This is a genomic window from Paracoccus onubensis (assembly GCF_003591515.1).
GTDB classification, from domain to species: domain Bacteria; phylum Pseudomonadota; class Alphaproteobacteria; order Rhodobacterales; family Rhodobacteraceae; genus Paracoccus; species Paracoccus onubensis.
The window spans coordinates 193,736-212,234 of the sequence record NZ_QZCG01000011.1; the positions used below are offsets into that span (position 1 = coordinate 193,736).

Here is an 18,499-nt window from a genome sequence, read left to right on the forward strand (position 1 = left end):
GGCCTCGATCATTATGTAGGGGCTGAGGCGGGGCAAGTCCAGTTATCGACCCGTCCGGAAAGGGAAAGCATATGTGGTTATTCGTACTGTTTCTGGCAGTTCCGCTGATCGAGATCGCACTGTTCATACAGGTCGGCGGTCTGATTGGCCTTTGGCCCACGCTTGGCATCGTGATTCTGACGGCGGTCGCCGGTATGTCGCTGATGCGCAGCCAGGGCGCGAAGGCATGGAATGATGTGAACCGAAGCTTTGGCGAATTGCGTGATCCCGGCCGGCCGCTGGCGCATGGCGTGATGATCATGTTTGCCGGCATGCTGCTGGTGCTGCCCGGTTTCTTTACTGACAGCCTTGGTCTGGCGCTTCTGGTGCCCGGCATACGCGAACTTGTCATGCGCTGGATCGCCAGCCGCATTCAGGTGTCCCGTGTCCAAATGGGAGGCCGGCCCGAACCACATCGTCCCCCGTATAACGATGGCGTGATCGATGGTGATTTCGTGGTCGAGGACGAATCGCAGGATCATTCTCCCGTGCCGCCGGATGTTTCGCCGCGGGAAAACCGCAATCGCGGCAACTCTGGCTGGACGCGGCATTGAGGCGGACACGCAGTGCTGTTAAAAGCGGCCTGAGTTTTTCAGAGAGGTTTGAAGAATCCTATGGCCGAAGACAATCAGTCGAACGGTGCTGCTCCGAACAGTCAGCCGCAACAGCAAGTGAAGATGCAAATTCTGGCGCAATATATCCGTGATTTGTCTTTCGAGAATGCGGTTGCCCAGAAAGGCGCTCCAACCGGTGACGTGCAGCCTGAAATCACCGTGCAGGTCAGCCTGGATGCCCGCAAGCGCAATAATGACAACCAATATGAAGTCATTTCGAAATACCGCGTGAAATCGACCAACAAGGGTGACGGTCAGACGCTGTTTCTGATCGAACTGGATTATGGCGGTGTATTCCACATCGAGGGGGTTCCCGAAGATCAGCTTCACCCTTTCCTGATGATCGAATGCCCGCGCATGATGTTCCCGTTCTCGCGCCGGATCGTGTCGGACCTGACGCGCGACAGTGGTTTCCCGCCGTTCAATATGGATCCGATTGATTTCGTCCAGCTTTACCGTCAGGAACTTGCCCGGCGCGCGCAGCAACAAGCCGAATCTTCCGCCAAGGAACAGCAATCCTCGTCCTGAGGAGGGTATTCAATGGCCGTCCGGCAAAGCCGCGCCTGGCAGCGAATGCTTTCCGGGCGCCGCCTTGATCTTCTTGATCCCACTCCGGTCGATATCGAGATCGAAGATATCGCGCATGGGCTTGCGTTTGTCGCGCGCTGGAATGGCCAGACGCGCGGCGACTGGCCTTATTCCGTAGCCGAGCATTCTCTTCTGGTCGAACAGATTTTCGGCCGTCTCGAACCGGGCGCCGATCCCAATTGGCGGCTGGCCGCCTTGCTGCATGATGCGCCCGAATATGTGATTGGCGACATGATTTCCCCGGTCAAGGCGGCATTGGGCGGGGAATATGGCGATATGGATGAACGCCTCACGACTGCCATTCACCGCCGCTTCGGTTTGCCGGGCTATATTCCATTACCGATCAGGAAGCGGATCAAATCCGCAGACCGGATTTCGGCGCGGCTTGAGGCGGTCCAGATAGCCGGTTTCACCACTGGTGAGGCGCGGAAACTGTTTCCGATCAGAAATGGGGCGCTTCTGGAAGAGCTTGAAATAAAACTCCGCCCACCTGCGGAAGTGCGGACGGAGTTTCTGGACAGGTTTTCCCGCTTGCTTGACAAGGCAGACAGAGCGAAGCCGGGAAAGTGACGGGTTACGTCTGAACGATTTTCGGGATCAGATGGCCAGATCGTCCAGGGATTTACCCTTTTCAAGATGCTCGGCGACCCAACGAGGCTTACGGCCGCGGCCGGTCCAGGTCATCGTCGGGTCTTCGGGATTCGCATATTTCGGCGCAATGGTTCCGGCACGCTTCGGTTTGCTGCCGACCAGCTCGGCAAGGTTGAAGCCATATTCACGAGCGGTGCTTTCGATTGCGGAAAGTGCTTCGCGCCGTTTACGATCTTCGTAAGAATTTGTGGCGCGTTCTACCTTGGCTTGAAGTTCACGCAACTCCTTAAGCGACAGCTTATCTAACTCGATATCCATTCGTTTTTTTTCCATTCGTACAGGATTTACTCTTAATCCTATACTATATGAATAAAGTTATAGAGAAGCGTAATATATTAACGTGGGCCGCGCTTGGCAAGAATTCGCTGTAGTGTTCTTCTGTGCATATGTAAACGGCGCGCAGTTTCACTGACATTCCGGTCGCATTGCTCAAAAACTCTTTGAATATGTTCCCATCTAATACGATCTGCGGACATCGGATTATTGGGCGGTGGTGGTAAAACGTTTTTTGTTGAAAGAAGCGCTGCCGTTACGTCATTGGCATCCGCAGGTTTGGCAAGATAATCAATTGCGCCCATCTTTACAGCCGCAACGGCCGTCGCGATGGCGCCATAACCTGTCAGAACGATAATGCGGGCATCCGGACGACGCTCTCTCAACTGATCCACCACATCAAGCCCGTGCCCATCTTCCAGCCGAAGATCGATAACGGCATAGGCCGGCGGCTTGTCGGCGATAATCCGCTCGGCTTCTGCGACGCCAAGCGCTGTCAGTGGCTGGAAACCACGTTTTTCCATGGCCCGGCCAAGCCGGGTTACAAAAATCTCATCGTCATCGACCAGCAATAGCGAAGGGTCCGGCCCGATTTTGTTCGAGTTAACTTCTGCCATGCCAGCCCCTTTATCACAGCGAATTGACTCCGGCGAGTCGCGTAGAGCCGATCTGTAGACTATGACGCTGCCTGGATAAAGCAAGCGGCACTATCCGCGATCTCTTCGGGGGACTTGTTACGGTCAAAAAATTCAACCGTTTCGTTGCCAGGCATAATGAGATAGGTATTTGTCATGTGGTCGACGAGATAATATTCGCTATCCTCTTGATTGTTAAGCTTGTAGTAATTTCTCCAACCTTTGTTGACCGCGGCAATTTCCTCTTGGGTACCCGTCAGGCCGATCATATCGCCGGGAAATGAGTCGGTGAAATCGGCAAGAACTTCAGGCGTGTCTCTGTCAGGGTCGACGGTAATGAAAACAGTTTGCAATTCGATACCGCGTTCTTTCAGGATTTCAGCGGCTTCGGCGTTTCGGGCGCTATCCAACGGGCAAACATCCGGGCAATAAGTATAACCGAAATAAAGCAGGGATGGTTTCGAGAAAACCTCCTGATCGGTTACCTGCTCGTCTTTTTGATTGCGTAGGGTAAAAGAGGTGCCGAAATTGTCCAATCCGCCGGCAACATTGCTGGCGACGCAATCCGCGTAACTGCCTCCGGAGCCGTTTGACAGATATATTCCGCCAGAGACAAGTGCCACCACGGCAACGGCACCTCCAATTATCAGGTCTTTCCGAACGGTCATCTGTTTGCTCCTGCTCGGGTTTCATTCGCGCATTGATCGCCAATCCTGCGCCGGGTATCAAGATAACTCATTGTCGCAGCGGAAAGCGCCATGTCCCAGACAGAGTCTTTGAGTATCGGCGATCAGGTTCCGCATTCAGAGCCTATACGCATGCGTACACTGGCGTTATTGCGGTGGTTCGCGATTGCCGGGCAACTGGCGGCGGTGGTTACGGCGTCGGCAATGGGTATGAAATTCCCGATCATATGGGCGTTGGTTCTGATCGCAATCGCCGGAGTCATGAATCTATGGCTGTTTTTGCAGGTTCCTACCCGGATTTCGCCCAATAGCGCCGTTCTTCAATTGCTGTTCGACGTCGCGCAGATTTCGGCTTTGCTGGGCCTGACCGGTGGGTTGGCCAATCCGTTCGCGCTTCTGGTTCTGGCGCCGGTCACGATTGCGGCAACGGCGCTTAACGCCCGCCATACATTCGCGTTGGGACTGGCGACCGTCGCCCTGATCACTCTATCCGCCGTTCTGGCCATCCCCGTCCGCTATCCCGACGGTGAGATGATGCTTCTGGATCCCCTGCTTCAGATCGGTCACTGGCTTGCGTTGATTATCGGCGTGTTCTTTTTCTCGGGCTATGCGCATCGCGTCACGGCCGAGTTATCCGCCACCTCGAACGCGCTGTTCGCGACGCAGATGGCCCTCGCGCGAGAGCAGCGGCTGCAGCATCTCGGGGGCGTGGTTGCCGCGGCGGCGCATGAGATGGGAACACCGTTGGCGACGATCAAGCTGGTCACATCGGAACTGATCGACGAGTTGGGAGACCGGCCCGAACTGTCGCCCGATCTTAACGCATTGCGCGACTCGGCCGATCGCTGCGCATATATCCTGCGAAGTATGGGAAGGGCAGGGAAGGACGATCTTCTGCTGCATTCCGCGCTTCTAAGCGCGATGCTTGAAGATGCCGTGGGGCCACATGGCGATCGTGGTCCGGCGGTTGAAATCCACGCGCCGGATATCAGTGTCCGCCGCGATCCGGCGGTGATTCACGCGCTGCGCAATCTGATCCAGAATGCTGTCGATTTCGCCAGTAAACGAGTTCAGATAGAGGCCGAACATGACAACGAAACCCTGATCGTCACGATCAAAGATGACGGGCCGGGCTATCCCGGCAGCCTGCTTTCGCGGATCGGCGATCCCTATCTGACCAGTCGCCGAAGCGGAGCGCAGCGCCAGGAATATGACGGTATGGGGCTTGGCTTGTTTATCGCCAAGACCCTGCTTGAGCGGTCGGGAGCCCGTCTGGAATTCTCGAATGGCGGGCCCGGTGCGGTGGTTCGGGTCACATGGCCGCTGGATCGTCTGAAAACCGACAGCCGGGCGATCCTGGGGGAGAACCCTCATCACCCGGCCGATCCCTGAATTTTAGACTTGCGGAATTGAAATACCCGCTATAGTTGCATTGCTTTTCCCGAGGAACGATTGCGTGGACGATGTTACGTTCTTGATTATCGGTATATCCCTGATTTGCGGTGCGCTGTCCGTCATATCGGGGCTGGCACTGGTCCGGCTTTGGGCGCGCGGGCGGCAGCTGGCGACGCAGGCCAGTACGAATGACGCTTCAAAGCGGCAAACCCCCACGATATTCCTGTTCAAGGGCACTGATCTGCTTGATGCGACAGAACCCGCTCGTCATTGGCTGGGGCGAAGTGGCATGCCCGGAACCGAGTGGCAGCAGGTGCGGAACTGGATCGAATCGCATTTTCCGCAGGCAAGGGGGTTTGCGGCTGGTGGTGGCTTTACTCCCACCGACCTGACTGCCCGTATCAATCCTGATGGCGACGAAATTCGCCTTGTGATTGAAAACCCCGGCGAGAACCTGACACGCGTCACCTTGGCCCCGGCGAATCCAGGCAGTTGCGGCGATAACGACATCATGTCCCGATATGCCATGGAAGACGAGCTTTTGGTGCTGCGTCAGGCCTTCGACAACGCGCCATCGCTGCTGTGGCGGCAGGACCCGGCGGGGCGGATCACATGGGCGAATGCCTCTTATCTGTCGCAGGTCAGGAGGATCACAGGCAAGGAACCCGGTTGGCCCATGCTGCATCTGTTTGATTTGCCCGATAACGGGGACGGGATTTGCCGCGCCAAGCTGATCTCCGGCGATGAAACGCTGTGGTTCGACTGCCGACGTCACAATGTAGGGCAGGATACAATGTTTTTCGCCGTCCCCGCCGATGCCGCCGTGCGGGCCGAGCGGTTTCTGCGCGAATTCGTGCAGACGCTGACCAGAACATTCGCCACCCTGAACACCGGCTTCGCGATATTCGACCGGCAGCGCAATTTGCAGCTATTCAATCCCGCGATCATTGAGCTGACCGGTATCCGGGCAGATTTTCTGGCATCGCGTCCGACGCTTGCGGATTTTCTTGATCAGCTGCGCGAATTGCGGATGGTGCCCGAGCCAAAGGATTATCCAGGCTGGCGCCGCCAGATCAATAATCTCGAAAGCGCGGCGGCGAGCGGCCATCATCTTGAAGAATGGTCATTGCCCTGCGGTCGGGTTTTCCGTGTGCAGGGCAGCCCGCATCCCGATGGCGCTATCGCATTGTTGTTCGAGGATATCACTTCCGAGATCGTGATAAGGCGGGAATACCGGGAAAAGCTGGCATTGAACAAGGCGGTGCTGGATCAGATCGACGATTCCCTGGCCGTGTTCGGACCGGATGGGAAGCTGGTGCTGTCCAATCGCTCATATCAGGATAACTGGAGCGATGAGGTATCGGCGGCACATGACGCATTGCGCCGCAGTTTTCTGAATCCGGATATAGAGCCCGATGAATGCGGCGGCAGCATATCCGGCCCGGCAGGCCAACGGATCGGGTGGAGCATCTCGCAGGTAAGCGGCGGCTGCCGGATGCTGCGATTTCATGCTGCCTGACGATTTGCCGGGGAAAGCCGTATCCCGGCAAGGCTTCGACCGGTTTCAGTAATCGCGCTCGAAAAAGATGCCGATTGTGCTTTCGCCGTCGCTGGCGACCGAACCCCGGGTTCGCAGAGTATTCGAAATATCCATATTCAGGCTTAGGGCGCTTTTGCCGTCGTCGCCGACCGATACATCGGTATAAACTTTGTCCGTCAGGTATTTGCCGGCCCGGACCGATACATTGCCCTCGTCATCGGTTGCCAGATCCAGATCGTCCAGACCAACCTGCTTGCGCAGCCGTCCGACGATTCCGTCACCCGCGCGCCCGGCCAGAACCGCAATCGCATTCGCAAGCTGGGCCGCCTGCAAGGGGCTGATATTATCGATACCGCGCCCGAACAGCAATTGCGACAGCACCTCTTCTTCCGGCATTTCGGGTGAGGATTCGAATTTGATATCGGGATCGCGCACGTCGCCGTCGATGATGATACGGGTCGTGACGCTGTTTTCCAATGTCTCCGCAACAAGCCGGATCACGGGGATCATGCTGCCCTGCAACTCGACAAGCCCTTCGGTCAGATCGAACCGTTTGCCAAGAAGATCCACCCGGCCCCTTATCATTTCCAGATGGCCGATCGGGATGACATTGCGGGTGGTGCCGGTGACCTGCAGTTCCCCGCCCATTTCGGCATCCACGCCCCGGCCACGGATGAATACCTGATTGGGGGCACTGATCATCAGATCCAGTCGTGGCGGATTGGCCGGCGGCGTGGCCGGAGGCCCGCCCAGCCCGGCCTCTTGCGAGGCCGGACCGCCATAGGGTTCAAGCCCGGCCTTCGCTCTGGTCGAGCGTGGGGGGCGCGTGTCGCCGATATGCTTGATGTCGGGAATTGCCTTTGCGCCGCCCAACCCGGTCGACGGAATGCGAATTTCCGCTTTCTCCACATCCACCCGGCCCGAGATCAGCGGGCCATCGGCGTTACGTCCGGCGAAACGGACATTGCCGGAAATCATGATTTCGTAAAGATTGGGGTCGCGGGCGACGACACTGTCCAATGCCACCTCCAGATCCACCGTGCCGTTCCGAATATCGACCGGACCGTTCACCGCGATCCGCCCGCCCGCCTCCATATTCCCGGCGGCATCTACCATGATCCGGCCATTCTGTAGATCGGCGGTCACATCCAGCCCCTCGATCCGCATGCCCAGACCCGGTTCGGCGACTTCACCGCCGCGCAGGGTCACCTGACCGCTGATGGCTTCCAGCGACGGTCGGCCGCTGATCCGCAGATCGGCTGTGACCGGACCCTGAATGCTGCGTGTCCGGATGAGACTGTTGGCGATAGAGGCATTGGTGTCGCCATTGATACCAAGATCCATGGTCGAAAAATCACGCGCCGCTGACCCCGAAATCCGAAGACTCGTATTACCCGGCGCGGTCACATCGAGATCGGCGATGAAATTCTGAGCGGTTTCCTGTATGGTTCCGGTCAGGCTGACAGGTCCCGGAAAACCGGGCTGGATCAGTGCCAGATCGTTCAGTCTCGCATCGACATTCAATGCCTGCGCGGGATCTCCGCTTGCGCCGATCTGGATTTGTGGATTCGAGACATCCAGTTTTTGCAGGGAAATTCCCGCATCCGATTGGGTCGCGGCAATATCGAAATTCGTCTGTCCGCGCAGGACAGCATCGGCCTTTTCTTGTCCGACCGAAAGATTGCTTGCCGATCCGTTGGCATTAATCCGGCGCGTGCCATCCTGTTCGACCAGCGTCGCCTGCGCCGAAACCGCTCCGCCGAATCCCTGCCCGACAAAACCAAGATCGCTTGCGTCAACCGTCGCGGAAAGATCCGTCGCGCCCTTGCCGATCTTGCCGGTCGCTTCCGCTTCCAGGCGGGGATTCTCGATCTGCGCCTGCTCGATGTCGAAAACCCCGTCACGCTCGGTCCCGATGACGCGCAGGTGTGTTTCACCGCTTAAGGCGTTGTCGACCTGCGCCTGACCAAAGGCAAGATCCTGCCCGGTGCCATCGACTTCCAGCCGCCGCGCGCCATCCCCGGTTTCCTTCAGGACGGCGTTCGCGCTTAGCGAGCCATGCCAACCTGCAATCAGCGGTTCAAGCGCCGAGATGTCCACATCGGCTGAAATATCGGTGACGCCTTCGCCATAGGTTCCCGAAGCGGTCGCGTCGATCTGTTCATTCTTCAGCCCGACATCGCGCAATGTGATAACGCCGTCCTTCTCTTCGGCTTTCACGCGCAGATTGGTGGTGCCCGTAGATGCCACATCGGCGCCCTGCTGGCCAAAGCCCAGATCTTCGCTTGTCCCGGTCAGATCGACAAAGCGGATGCCGTCCTTCTCGTTCAGTAGGGCGGTGGCGCTCAGGTCGCCGGTCCAGTCGGAGTTGAGCGCGGCCAGATCGGGAATCGCGATATCCGCCGTCGCGTCCAATGCGCCAGCGGCGAAATTGCCCTTGGCCTCGGCATTGATCTGCGGGTTCGAGAACCGGAAATTCTCGACCTGAAACCCGTTCTCTACCTGTCCGGCCAGCACCGTCAGGCTGGTTTTTCCGCTTAGCGCCCGATCCAGCATCTCGATCCCGAGCTGTAGATTGTCCGCTTCGCCCCTTAGGGAAACCTGCCTTGCGCCATCCGCCCCGGTCAGTTTCGCCTCGGTCTCGACAGAGCCCTGGAAGCCGCCGCCAAGCTGGTCAAGCGCGGGCATCGAGATCTGCGCGGTGACATCGCTTGACTCGCTGTTCAGATAGCCTTGCGCATTCGCAGTCAATCCTTGCCCGTTGATCGAAAGATCGCGAAGTTCGATTCCGGTTTCGTCCCGCCGTCCCGAAAGCAGGATGCGCGATTGCCCGGCAAGAAGCCGGTCAAGTTGTTCCTGATCGACGGTGATATCCGTGCCCCGGACCGCTGCATCTATATCGAAAGCTTTCGTCAGCACGGTGTAATAGCCCGAGATCGAAGCATCGGCGCGACCTGACAGGGGACGACCGGCAAGGGTCGAGAGACGGTCGAGGTCCTCGTATCGTGCCTGCATGTCCATCGACAGCATCAGCCCGCCGGTCAGGTCGGACAGAAGACTGTAGCCTGACAGCCCGTAATCTGATCCGTTCACCTGCAATTCGCTGACCTCCAGCTGACCCTTGGCATAGGTGAACACGGCATTGCCGGTAATGGCTTCGCCGATGGCCTGCGCAAGCCCGGGATCCGCGAATTCCATCTGCCTGCCGCCGAAATCCAGCCCGCCGGTGATCTCGGACAGGGCGCCTGCCTCGTTCATGACCACCTGGCCCGAACCATCAAGCGTCAACGCGCCGATCTTGACATCGCCCTGATCAAGCTGGCCGACACGGCCCGCCAGGGTCCAGCCTTCTCCTTCGGCGGCATCATATTGCAGTTCCAGCATCCCGGAATCGACGGTGGTATCGCCGCCTGCTCCGGGCAGTTTGACGGGCAGCTCGCTTGCCTCCGCATCCCTGCCAAGCGCCAGCAGCAGCTTTGCGCTTTGCGGCGCGCCCTTTTCATTGGTGGTCACCGATCCCGAAAGATTCAGGGCATCCGTATCGATCATGAGCTCCGGCACGTTCAGCCGTCCGCTGTCACCGCGCCAGCCATCGGCGACAAGCTGGGTATCCGGGCCGAAGAACGTCCGGTCATCGGGCGGCAGAAGCGAGGCGACATCGCCGCCAAGTTCCAGCCGGAATGCCCGTCCCGGCTCACCATCGGCAGAGCTTTCGGCACTGATCGAGGCATTGCCCGTCACCCGTGGCTGGCCATTGGTGGCAAGCCGCAGATCTGCGGTGAAACCGTCCAGCGGTCCCTCGCCGCTGATCTGGGCGGTGACTGATGGCTTGTCATAGAGATCGACCAGATTGACCAGCAACCCGTCCTTGGCCTCGTCCAGCGACAGGTTCAGTGACAGGTTCTTGGTTTCGTTTATATATCCGGCGCTCAGAACGAACTCGCCCCGTGGCCCGTCAAGCCGCTTGATATTCAGGTCGGCGTTACCCTCGCCACCGGCAAGGCTCATGCTGCCTGCCATGGAAATGGCGGCGGGAAGGCCGATGACGGGTTCGCCCAACTCTACCCTGTCGGCGCGGATCGTGTCGATATTCACCGAAACCGGCAGTTCCGGCAGCGCGAATTCCCTGGCTTCGGCCTTGGGTTTTCCGTCTTCGCCGGTGCCGGGCAGGCGGGGCAGCAGGATCTCGCTGGCCGAAAGTTCGGCGATCTCGATCCGTCCGACCAGCAGCGCAGACCGGTTCCACTGGATTGCCCCGTCATTCAGTGTCAGCCAGGTGCCTTCATCATCGGCGATGATCAACTGCTCGAATGTCGCGCGGGAGGACAGGGCCCCCTTGAAGCCCCGGATAACGACCTGCCGCCCAGCTCCGGACAGATTTTTCTCAAGGAGCGAGGTCAGGAAGCCACGGTCATCCTCGGCCTGCTCGGACAATTCGGCGGCGCTTTGCGCCAGCACCGCGAGCGGAAGAAAAATAGCGAAAAGAAAGATTACAAGCCTGCGCATCAGAATGCCTGTCCAAGGCCAAGGTAAAGCTGCACACCGTCGCCAGTGTCGCCTCCGACCGGTCCCGCGATGTCGAAACGCAGGGGACCGATCGGCGTATTATAACGGATTCCGGCGCCCGCACCCGAATGCCAGTCGTTGTTGCCGCCGAATCCGGACTCTGCCCAGACCTTGCCATAGTCGGCGAAGAAGACAACCCCCAGATTTTCGCCGAACTGCCAGCGAAGCTCGGCGTTAAGCACGGCGGTGCTCATCCCGCCGGTCTTGATCCGCTCGTCAGGTCCGGGAATTTCCCTTACGCCAAGCGACTCATATGGCTGGCCACGCACGGTTCCGCCCCCGCCGGAATAGAACAGATAGTCGCGCGGCGTGCGTTCGATTTCTGTTCCTGCCACAGTTCCGATTTTCGCCCGGCCCGCCAGCGTGAACTTGTCATCTTCACCCAGCGAATAGAAGCCCCGCGCTTCGCCCAGCGCCCTGACGCCCGATCCGGTTTCTTCGAAGCCCTTGAACGGCGTGACCTCGGCCGAAAGATAAAAGCCCCGCTTGGCATTGTTCGGTTCGTCGCGCATGTCCCATGTGGCTTCCATCGGAAGCGCCAGCACCCGGAAATCGGTCTCGCCATTGGCATCGGTGACGCGTGAGGTTTCATATTCGATCGCGATATCGGCAGTAAGTTCGTCGCTGAAAATATGGTTGAAACCCACACCGATGGTCAGGTTGTCGGAATCGTATTCCTCTTCCCGCATCCTTTCCAGCTTGGTCTCGGTATAGGCGGTTGTGTCCGGGGTGATCGTGGCGGGCCGGTCGAGGCGGAATTTCAGTTCCTCATCGCGCCCGCTGACATCCGATCCCATATCGGAAATTTTACCGTCGATCCGCAGCCGCTCGCCGCCGCCCAGAATATTGCGATGCATCCAATAGGCCGAGACCATTGCGCCATCGGTATTCGACAATTCGAACCCAGCGCCGATCCTGTGGGGTTTCTGCTCGACCACGGCAAGGCTGACATCCATGCTGTTATTCGGCCCAAGCTGTTCGGCCTCTTCGATCGTCGTGGCCGAGAATACGCCGGTGCGGCGAAGCCTTTTGCGCATTGTTTCCAGATCTTCGGGATCGAATCGCTGCCCGGTCGGGAAACCCGCGATCTTGCGGAGCCTGCGCGGATTCATGCGGCTATAGCCGGAAATATGCAACTCGCCGAAGGTGACGACGGGACCGGATTCAAGCCCGATCTGGCTGTCCACGGTATTGCTGTTGTGATCCGCCACGATCTCCTGACTGCTGACATCGGCTTTGGCGTGGCCATATTCCCGCCAGGAAGCCACCGCAGACAGCGCCTCGGACTTGATCACGCCGGTTCCTGCCGGTTCGCCGCGCCGATAGTCGTTCGAGGGTTGTGCGCCGGGGGCCAGCGGGCCGATGGCCGCGCGCGAAAAGGCGAATTCCGGCCCGGGATCGACGATAACGACAACCGACCGGACAAGCTCGGGCGCATCCAGTGGGGCGATCTCGGCAGCTTCCACGCCGTCAAGCTTGATATCGATGACCGCGGAATAATGCCCTTCGTCATACAACGCGCCCAATATCCGGGCGTAATCGGCACGTGCGGCGGCAAGCAGATCCTGCCCGGTGATCCGATCCTCGGCCAGAGCACTGGACAAAAGCGATGTGCCCTTGATCATCCGTTCGATTCGGTCGTTGTCTCCGGCAACCCGGAAATCAAGGGAAACGGGGCTGTCGCTGTCTTCGTCGCCGAAAAGTCCGGAAAACGGATTCGAGGATTGCGCATGGACCACTCCGCCGATACCCAAAGCTGTAAGGCTTATCAGAATCGCCTTCAGATATGCCCGCATCGCGTTGTCTCCGCCCTCGAATTTCTGACGGTATTTGAGCAGGAATAGACCCGGAGATCCAGCAAGCAGATCATTCTTCCAGCAGATTGCCGCCCAGAGGTAACACCCTTGCGTCAGCCTGTTGCGGCAAGGCATCCATGCAATGCAGCCATATCATCGCGGATCAGATAGATCGGCGTCGTCTCGGGAATCTGACGCATATAGTTATCGGCCAGAAAACCGGTTTCGAAACGGTCCATCCGGTCGGCAATGCTGCGGCCCACGCTGCCCGCCAGAAACAGACCCTCCAGAGGCATGAAGCGCAACGCCAGTTCCCGGCATAGCAGGCCGACCAGCTCCGTAAACAGGTCATAGGTGGCCACCGCCCCGGTATCTCCGTTCCCGGCGGCCCGGGCGATATCTTCGCTGCGCAGGATGTCACCGCCGGTCCGCGCCGCGTGCAATCGCGCCAGCCCGCGCCCGGCAAAGGTCTCTTCGGTCGAGAAAAACCCCTGCGCAGCGTCATATCCCAACAGGTCGACCAGCCTTTGATAGATATTCGCGGGCAGGTTCGTGTGCCCTTCCTCGGCTTCCAGCGCGGTGATGATCCCGCCGGGCAGCAGGCGGACGGCGCAGACATTGAACCCCGTGCCCAATCCGACGACCAGACTTTGCCCGTTGCGGGCGCGATCTTCGGGGGCTTTGCGCAGAATGGCCAGCCCGTCTCCGCGCAAGGCCGGTGTCGCATAGCCAAGCGCGGTCAGATCGTTGATAAGCCGCACCCGATCCGCATTCGTCAGCCGCGCAAGCCTGTCTTCCGAGAAATTCCAGTCGCGATTGGTCAGCTCTGCCGTGCCGCCGCTGACCGGTCCCGCCACGGCGATACAGACCGAATTGATCCGGGGATTGCCCTGTTGGTCAAGATATTGCCGCATGACGTCATCAAAACTGCTGAAATCGTCGCCACGAAACCGTGTCACCGTCGTATTGTCGATCACGCCGTCTCTGGCAATGGCCAGCCGCGCATTCGTGCCGCCGACATCTCCCAACAATGTCACCATCGACCAGTCCCCCGGATCAACCTTTTCGCCAAGCCCGTTTAAACCGGTTCCCGCCTCGTTGCGAGAGCGAATGATAGCGGCAACATCGCACCGATCCGCCGCCGTTCCATTGAAGCCGGTTTACTTCAGGGCATGTACGATCGCATCCATATGGCGGGCAAGCAGCCAGGTGTCGCCCGCAATGGCGACGAACTCGAAACCGTCATTCTCAAGATAGCCCCGGGCGGTCTCTTCGCCATAACCCAGGATGCCCGCCGGCAGGCCGGCCTCGTGAATAAGCTTCAGTGCTTCGATGATCTTCGCCCGTACCTCTGGCGCGCTGCCATTGCCGGCATGGCCCATCGACGCGGCAAGATCGCCCGGCCCGACGAAAATGCAGTCCACCCCGTCTACCGCGGCAATCTCGGGGATATTGGCGATGGCTTCAGGTGTCTCGACCTGAACGATAATCGTCATATCCTCGGTATAGGTTTTCAGATAATCCGCCTGCCGCCCATAGCGATTTGCCCTGACCGACGCCGCAATGCCGCGAATCCCATGAGGCGGATATCGCGTCCAGCTTACGGCCTGCCGCGCGTCTTCGGCTGTCTGGATCATCGGGAACATCAGGTTGCGCGTTCCGATATCCAGCAGGCGCTTGATCATCACCTGTTCGGAAAAAGGCGGCCGCACGATCACTTCGGCATTGCTTCCATGTGCCGCCCGCAGATGATCCGCGATCTGCGAAAGATCGCCCGGCGCATGCTCCATATCCACCAGCACCCAGTCGGTGCCCGCCCCCGAGGCGATCTCTGTCACTGTGGGCGAACACAGGGAAAGCCACAGACCCGGCAGTTTCCGTCGTTCTTTCAGTGCCGCCTTAAGGGGATTGCGCGTCATCTCCGTTCATCCTTTCACATGCGATTTCCGATTGCCTCAGCCGCGTCCGACAAAGGGCATATTGGTGGCCATCACGGTCATGAACTGCACATTCGCGCCATCTGGCATGCTGGCCATATGCAGGACCGAGCGGGCCACATCCTGCACATCCATCGTCGGTTCCGGCCGTATCGAGCCATCCGCCTGCGAAAAACCCTGAGCCTGACCGGCGGTCATATCGGTCAGGGCATTGCCGATATCGATCTGGCCGCACGCGATATTGAACGGGCGGCCATCAAGCGAAAGGCTGCGAGTCATCCCGGTCACCGCATGTTTCGAGGTCGTATAGGCGACGGAACCGGGGCGGGGTGCATGAGCCGAGATCGAACCATTATTGATGATCCGCCCGCCCTGTGGCTCCTGTCGCCGCATCTGCGCAAAGGCTGCGCGGGCGCAAAGGAACATCCCGTTGATATTCACATCCATGACCTCGCGCCATTGATCGAACCCGATTTCGTCGATCGTGACGGATATCAGCCACGTCCCGGCATTGTTGAACAACACGTCAAGCCGACCCCAGCGGGACAGCGCGGTATCGAAAGCCGCCGTCACCTGATCCTCGGACGCGACATCGCAGGGCAGGATCACCGCGTTGTCATGGCCATCGGCCGTTTCTTCCAGCGCCTCGGGGCGGCGGCCGATCAGCCCGACCTGCCAGCCCGTCTGCAAGAACAGCCTTGCCGTGGCGCGGCCGATGCCGCCGGATGCTCCGGTTACGATGATTGTGCCACTCATGCCTGCCCCTAGCTGTGCCCCGGAATATGCAGCTTATAGGCGCTGCGATCATACTCTGTTCACGGGAAATCGAAATCACAACCCCAATCCGCCCGTATGACCGGCGGAAGTCAAGGGCTGCGGGCCAGAAACGCGAAGAGCGCTCCGGAATGGGAAAACGGCTATTCCGCCGCTTTCGCCATCGGGTTGTTGGGATGCGTGGTCCAGTTGGCATAACCGCCACGGGCAATGCCGGTACGCTTGTCCACCTCTCCCATGTCAAGTTCCCGCATCGAGATGCAATTCTCGACCGGGCAGACATCCAGACACAGATTGCAGGCCACGCATTCCTCTTCGATCACTTCGAAGACCCGGCCCGGCTTCATCGCGATGGCCTGATGGCTGGTATCCTCGCAGGCGGCATAGCAGCGCCCGCATTTGATACAGGCTTCCTGATCGATCACCGCCTTGGTGACATAGTTCAGGTTCAGATATTGCCAGTCGGTCACATTCGGCACCGCCCGCCCGATCAGGTCAGACATCGCCATCTCGTGACTGTCCAGATAATCGCGCAGGCCCGTGATCATTTCCTGCACAACCTTGAAACCATAGGTCATTGCGGCGGTGCAGACCTGCACGTTTCCGGCGCCAAGGGCCATGAATTCGGCCGCGTCGCGCCATGTGGTCACGCCGCCGATGCCGCTGATCGGCAGGTTGCGGGTTTCAGCGTTCCGCGCGATCTCTGCCACCATGTTAAGCGCTATGGGCTTGACCGCCGGCCCGCAATAGCCGCCATGCGCGCCCTTGCCGTCGACGGTCGGTTCCGGCGCGAAAAGATCCAGATCCACCGAAGTGATCGAGTTGATCGTATTGATCAGGCTGACGGCATCCGCACCGCCGCGTTTCGCGGCCTCGGCGGGTTTGCGGATATCGGCGATATTGGGCGTCAGCTTCACGATGCAGGGCATGCGGGAATATTGCTTCACCCATCGCGTCACCATCTCGATATATTCCGGCACCTGACCGACGGCGCTGCCCATGCCGCGTTCGCTCATGCCATGCGGGCAGCCGAAATTCAGCTCCACCCCGTCCGCGCCGGTATCCTCGATCTGTTTCAGGATCGTCCGCCACGAATCCTCGTCGCAGGGCACCATCAGGCTGATGATCAGCGCCCGGTCGGGATAGTCGCGCTTGACCTGCTTGATCTCGCGCAGATTCACCTCAAGCGGCCGGTCGGTAATCAGCTCGATATTGTTGATCCCCAGCACACGCCGGTCAGGGCCGTGGATCACGCCATAACGCGGCCCATTAACGTTAACGACGGGAGGCCCTTCCGAGCCCAGAGTCTTCCAGACAACCCCGCCCCATCCGGCCTGAAAGGCGCGGCGGACATTGTATTCCTTGTCGGTCGGCGGAGCGGAGGCCAGCCAGAACGGGTTGGGTGATTTGATTCCGATAAAATCGCTGCGCAGATCGGCCATGTGTCAGCCTCCTTCTGATAAGCGCAAGAATGGGTCAGCCGGGGATTTCGACGGGACGGCCGGTCAGCCGCGCATCGATATCCTCGGCGGCGTCGCGGCCCTCGGCCACGGCGGTCACGGTCAGATCGTCGCCTCCGGTGGCGCAGTCGCCGCCGGCCCAGACATCAGGCAGGCTGGTCCGGCCTGATGCGGTGACGGCGATCTTGCCGCCGGTCAGCTTCAGCCCCTGCGGCTCATCTGCGAGCTGCTGACCAATGGCGCGGAACACCTGATCAGCCTTCAGGCGGAAACGCTCGCCCGTGTCGGTCAGCCCGTCCGGCCCGTCCTGCGTATAGCAGAACTCCATCTCGGCGACCGAGCCATTGCCGTGAATAGCCACCGGCGCGGCATTGCAGATGATCCGCACCCCGGAAGAGGTCGCGTGTTCCTGTTCATGCCTGCTGGCGCTCATCCGGTCCCGGCCGCGGCGATAGACGATGGTGGAATTCTCGGCCCCCAGCAGCTTCGCCTGCACGGCAGCATCCACCGCGGTCATGCCGCCACCGATCACCACGACATCGCGGCCGATCGGCAAGGCGGTCAGATCGCTTGCCTGCCGCAGATCGCGGATGAACGATACGGCATCGGTGACGTGATCCTTGTCTTCGCCATCGGTGCGCAGGGCGTTGACGCCGCTCAGCCCCATCCCAAGGAACACGGCGTCATATTCCGCCCTCAGCCCCTCAAGCGTGATCTCGCGGCCCAGCCGCTGCCCGTGCCGCAACTCGATCCCGCCGATCTCAAGCAGCCATTGCACTTCGGACTGCGCGAAACCGTCAACGGCCTTGTAGCTGGCAATCCCGTATTCATTCAGCCCGCCGGGCTTCTCGCGGGCCTCGAAGATCACCACGTCATGGCCCTTGGCGGCCAGCCGATGCGCCGCCGCCAGCCCGGCAGGACCCGCGCCCACCACGGCGATCCACTTGCCCGTTGGTTCGGCGCGGCGGAACGGGTGCCCGTCCTGCGCCATCAGCCCGTCGGTCGCATAGCGCTGCAATGCGCCGATCTCGACCGGTTGCTGTTCGGCATCCATGCGCACACAGGAACCTTCGCACAGATTTTCGGTCGGGCAGACCCGTGCGCACATCCCGCCAAGGATATTGGCGTGCAGGATCGTCATCGCCGCCGCATCCGGCGTGCCGGTCGCGATCTGCCGGATGAATAACGGAATATCGATCGAGGTCGGACAGGCCGTCACGCAGGGCGCATCATGGCAGAAATAACATCGATCGGCGGCAATACGTGCCTCGTGATCGTCCATCAAAGGCGCGACATCGGCAAAATTTGCCGCGAGTTCTTCAGAACTCAGGCGTCCGGGCACGACGCCCGGGGACAGTCTGGCTTGGGACATTTTCGTCTCCTGGCTCACCTGTTGGATGCAATCAGGCTGACACAGGTCAGAAATTTTATCAAATGGTAAAATAAATCGGCACAGGATTTTTGCCCGACATCCCGCTTTCGCCGGAATACCCGGCAAACTGTGCCTGCTTCTTCTTTGTCCAAATACCTCGGGGGTCCGGGGGC

The 18,499-nt window shown here is 59.6% G+C and carries 15 protein-coding genes; 5 read left to right on the top strand and 10 right to left on the bottom strand.

Translation table 11 applies throughout. The features are described 5' to 3' along the window. Positions 1-71 precede the first annotated feature (71 nt). From D3P04_RS16620 to D3P04_RS16630, 3 genes are read left to right on the top strand one after another with little or no spacing between them, the layout of a single operon-like run. Complete coding sequence (locus tag D3P04_RS16620) at positions 72-593, top strand: FxsA family protein (RefSeq protein WP_119750864.1); 522 nt, start codon at positions 72-74, stop codon at positions 591-593. Positions 594-653: 60 nt separating this feature from the next. Then, positions 654-1,181 (top strand): protein-export chaperone SecB, encoded by a 528-nt coding sequence (secB, locus tag D3P04_RS16625; RefSeq protein WP_119750865.1) that lies wholly within the window; start codon positions 654-656, stop codon positions 1,179-1,181. A gap of 12 nt (positions 1,182-1,193) precedes the next feature. Further along, positions 1,194-1,811: an HD domain-containing protein gene (locus D3P04_RS16630; protein WP_119750866.1), complete on the top strand. Its 618-nt coding sequence runs from the start codon at positions 1,194-1,196 to the stop codon at positions 1,809-1,811. Between the two features lie 27 nt (positions 1,812-1,838). Here the strand turns inward: D3P04_RS16630 and D3P04_RS16635 are convergent, their stop codons facing one another. The 3 genes from D3P04_RS16635 to D3P04_RS16645 form a co-directional block, all read right to left on the bottom strand. Further along, positions 1,839-2,150, bottom strand: a complete 312-nt coding sequence (locus tag D3P04_RS16635) for an H-NS histone family protein (RefSeq protein ID WP_119750867.1) — start codon at positions 2,148-2,150, stop codon at positions 1,839-1,841. 77 nt (positions 2,151-2,227) lie between these two features. Beyond that, positions 2,228-2,782 carry an ActR/PrrA/RegA family redox response regulator transcription factor gene (locus D3P04_RS16640; RefSeq protein ID WP_119750868.1) on the bottom strand — a complete coding sequence of 185 codons (555 nt, stop codon included), beginning with the start codon at positions 2,780-2,782 and terminating at the stop codon, positions 2,228-2,230. Positions 2,783-2,841: 59 nt separating this feature from the next. Further along, positions 2,842-3,468: an SCO family protein gene (locus tag D3P04_RS16645; RefSeq protein WP_119750869.1), complete on the bottom strand. Its 627-nt coding sequence runs from the start codon at positions 3,466-3,468 to the stop codon at positions 2,842-2,844. Between the two features lie 90 nt (positions 3,469-3,558). Here D3P04_RS16645 and D3P04_RS16650 point away from each other — a divergent pair, with 90 nt between their 5' ends. Both D3P04_RS16650 and D3P04_RS16655 read left to right on the top strand, forming a co-directional pair. Continuing rightward, positions 3,559-4,878: an ActS/PrrB/RegB family redox-sensitive histidine kinase gene (locus tag D3P04_RS16650; RefSeq protein WP_119750870.1), complete on the top strand. Its 1,320-nt coding sequence runs from the start codon at positions 3,559-3,561 to the stop codon at positions 4,876-4,878. Positions 4,879-4,942: 64 nt separating this feature from the next. Next, a complete protein-coding gene (locus D3P04_RS16655; protein ID WP_119750871.1) occupies positions 4,943-6,400 on the top strand; it encodes a PAS-domain containing protein in 1,458 nt (485 codons plus the stop codon). A 45-nt stretch (positions 6,401-6,445) separates the two neighbouring features. Here the strand turns inward: D3P04_RS16655 and D3P04_RS16660 are convergent, their stop codons facing one another. The 7 genes from D3P04_RS16660 to D3P04_RS16690 form a co-directional block, all read right to left on the bottom strand. After that, a complete protein-coding gene (locus tag D3P04_RS16660; protein ID WP_119750872.1) occupies positions 6,446-10,927 on the bottom strand; it encodes a translocation/assembly module TamB domain-containing protein in 4,482 nt (1,493 codons plus the stop codon). Beyond that, positions 10,927-12,783 carry an autotransporter assembly complex protein TamA gene (locus tag D3P04_RS16665; RefSeq protein ID WP_119750903.1) on the bottom strand — a complete coding sequence of 619 codons (1,857 nt, stop codon included), beginning with the start codon at positions 12,781-12,783 and terminating at the stop codon, positions 10,927-10,929. Before D3P04_RS16665 ends, D3P04_RS16660 begins: the two co-directional genes overlap by 1 nt. A gap of 113 nt (positions 12,784-12,896) precedes the next feature. Continuing rightward, positions 12,897-13,823: a glucokinase gene (locus tag D3P04_RS16670; protein WP_119750873.1), complete on the bottom strand. Its 927-nt coding sequence runs from the start codon at positions 13,821-13,823 to the stop codon at positions 12,897-12,899. Between the two features lie 120 nt (positions 13,824-13,943). Then, positions 13,944-14,702 carry an HpcH/HpaI aldolase family protein gene (locus D3P04_RS16675; protein ID WP_119750874.1) on the bottom strand — a complete coding sequence of 253 codons (759 nt, stop codon included), beginning with the start codon at positions 14,700-14,702 and terminating at the stop codon, positions 13,944-13,946. A 36-nt stretch (positions 14,703-14,738) separates the two neighbouring features. Next, positions 14,739-15,476: an SDR family oxidoreductase gene (locus tag D3P04_RS16680; RefSeq protein WP_119750875.1), complete on the bottom strand. Its 738-nt coding sequence runs from the start codon at positions 15,474-15,476 to the stop codon at positions 14,739-14,741. A 161-nt stretch (positions 15,477-15,637) separates the two neighbouring features. Beyond that, positions 15,638-16,936 carry an NAD-dependent dihydropyrimidine dehydrogenase subunit PreA gene (gene preA, locus D3P04_RS16685; RefSeq protein ID WP_119750876.1) on the bottom strand — a complete coding sequence of 433 codons (1,299 nt, stop codon included), beginning with the start codon at positions 16,934-16,936 and terminating at the stop codon, positions 15,638-15,640. Between the two features lie 34 nt (positions 16,937-16,970). Then, complete coding sequence (locus tag D3P04_RS16690) at positions 16,971-18,326, bottom strand: NAD(P)-dependent oxidoreductase (RefSeq protein WP_119750877.1); 1,356 nt, start codon at positions 18,324-18,326, stop codon at positions 16,971-16,973. Positions 18,327-18,499 lie beyond the last annotated feature (173 nt).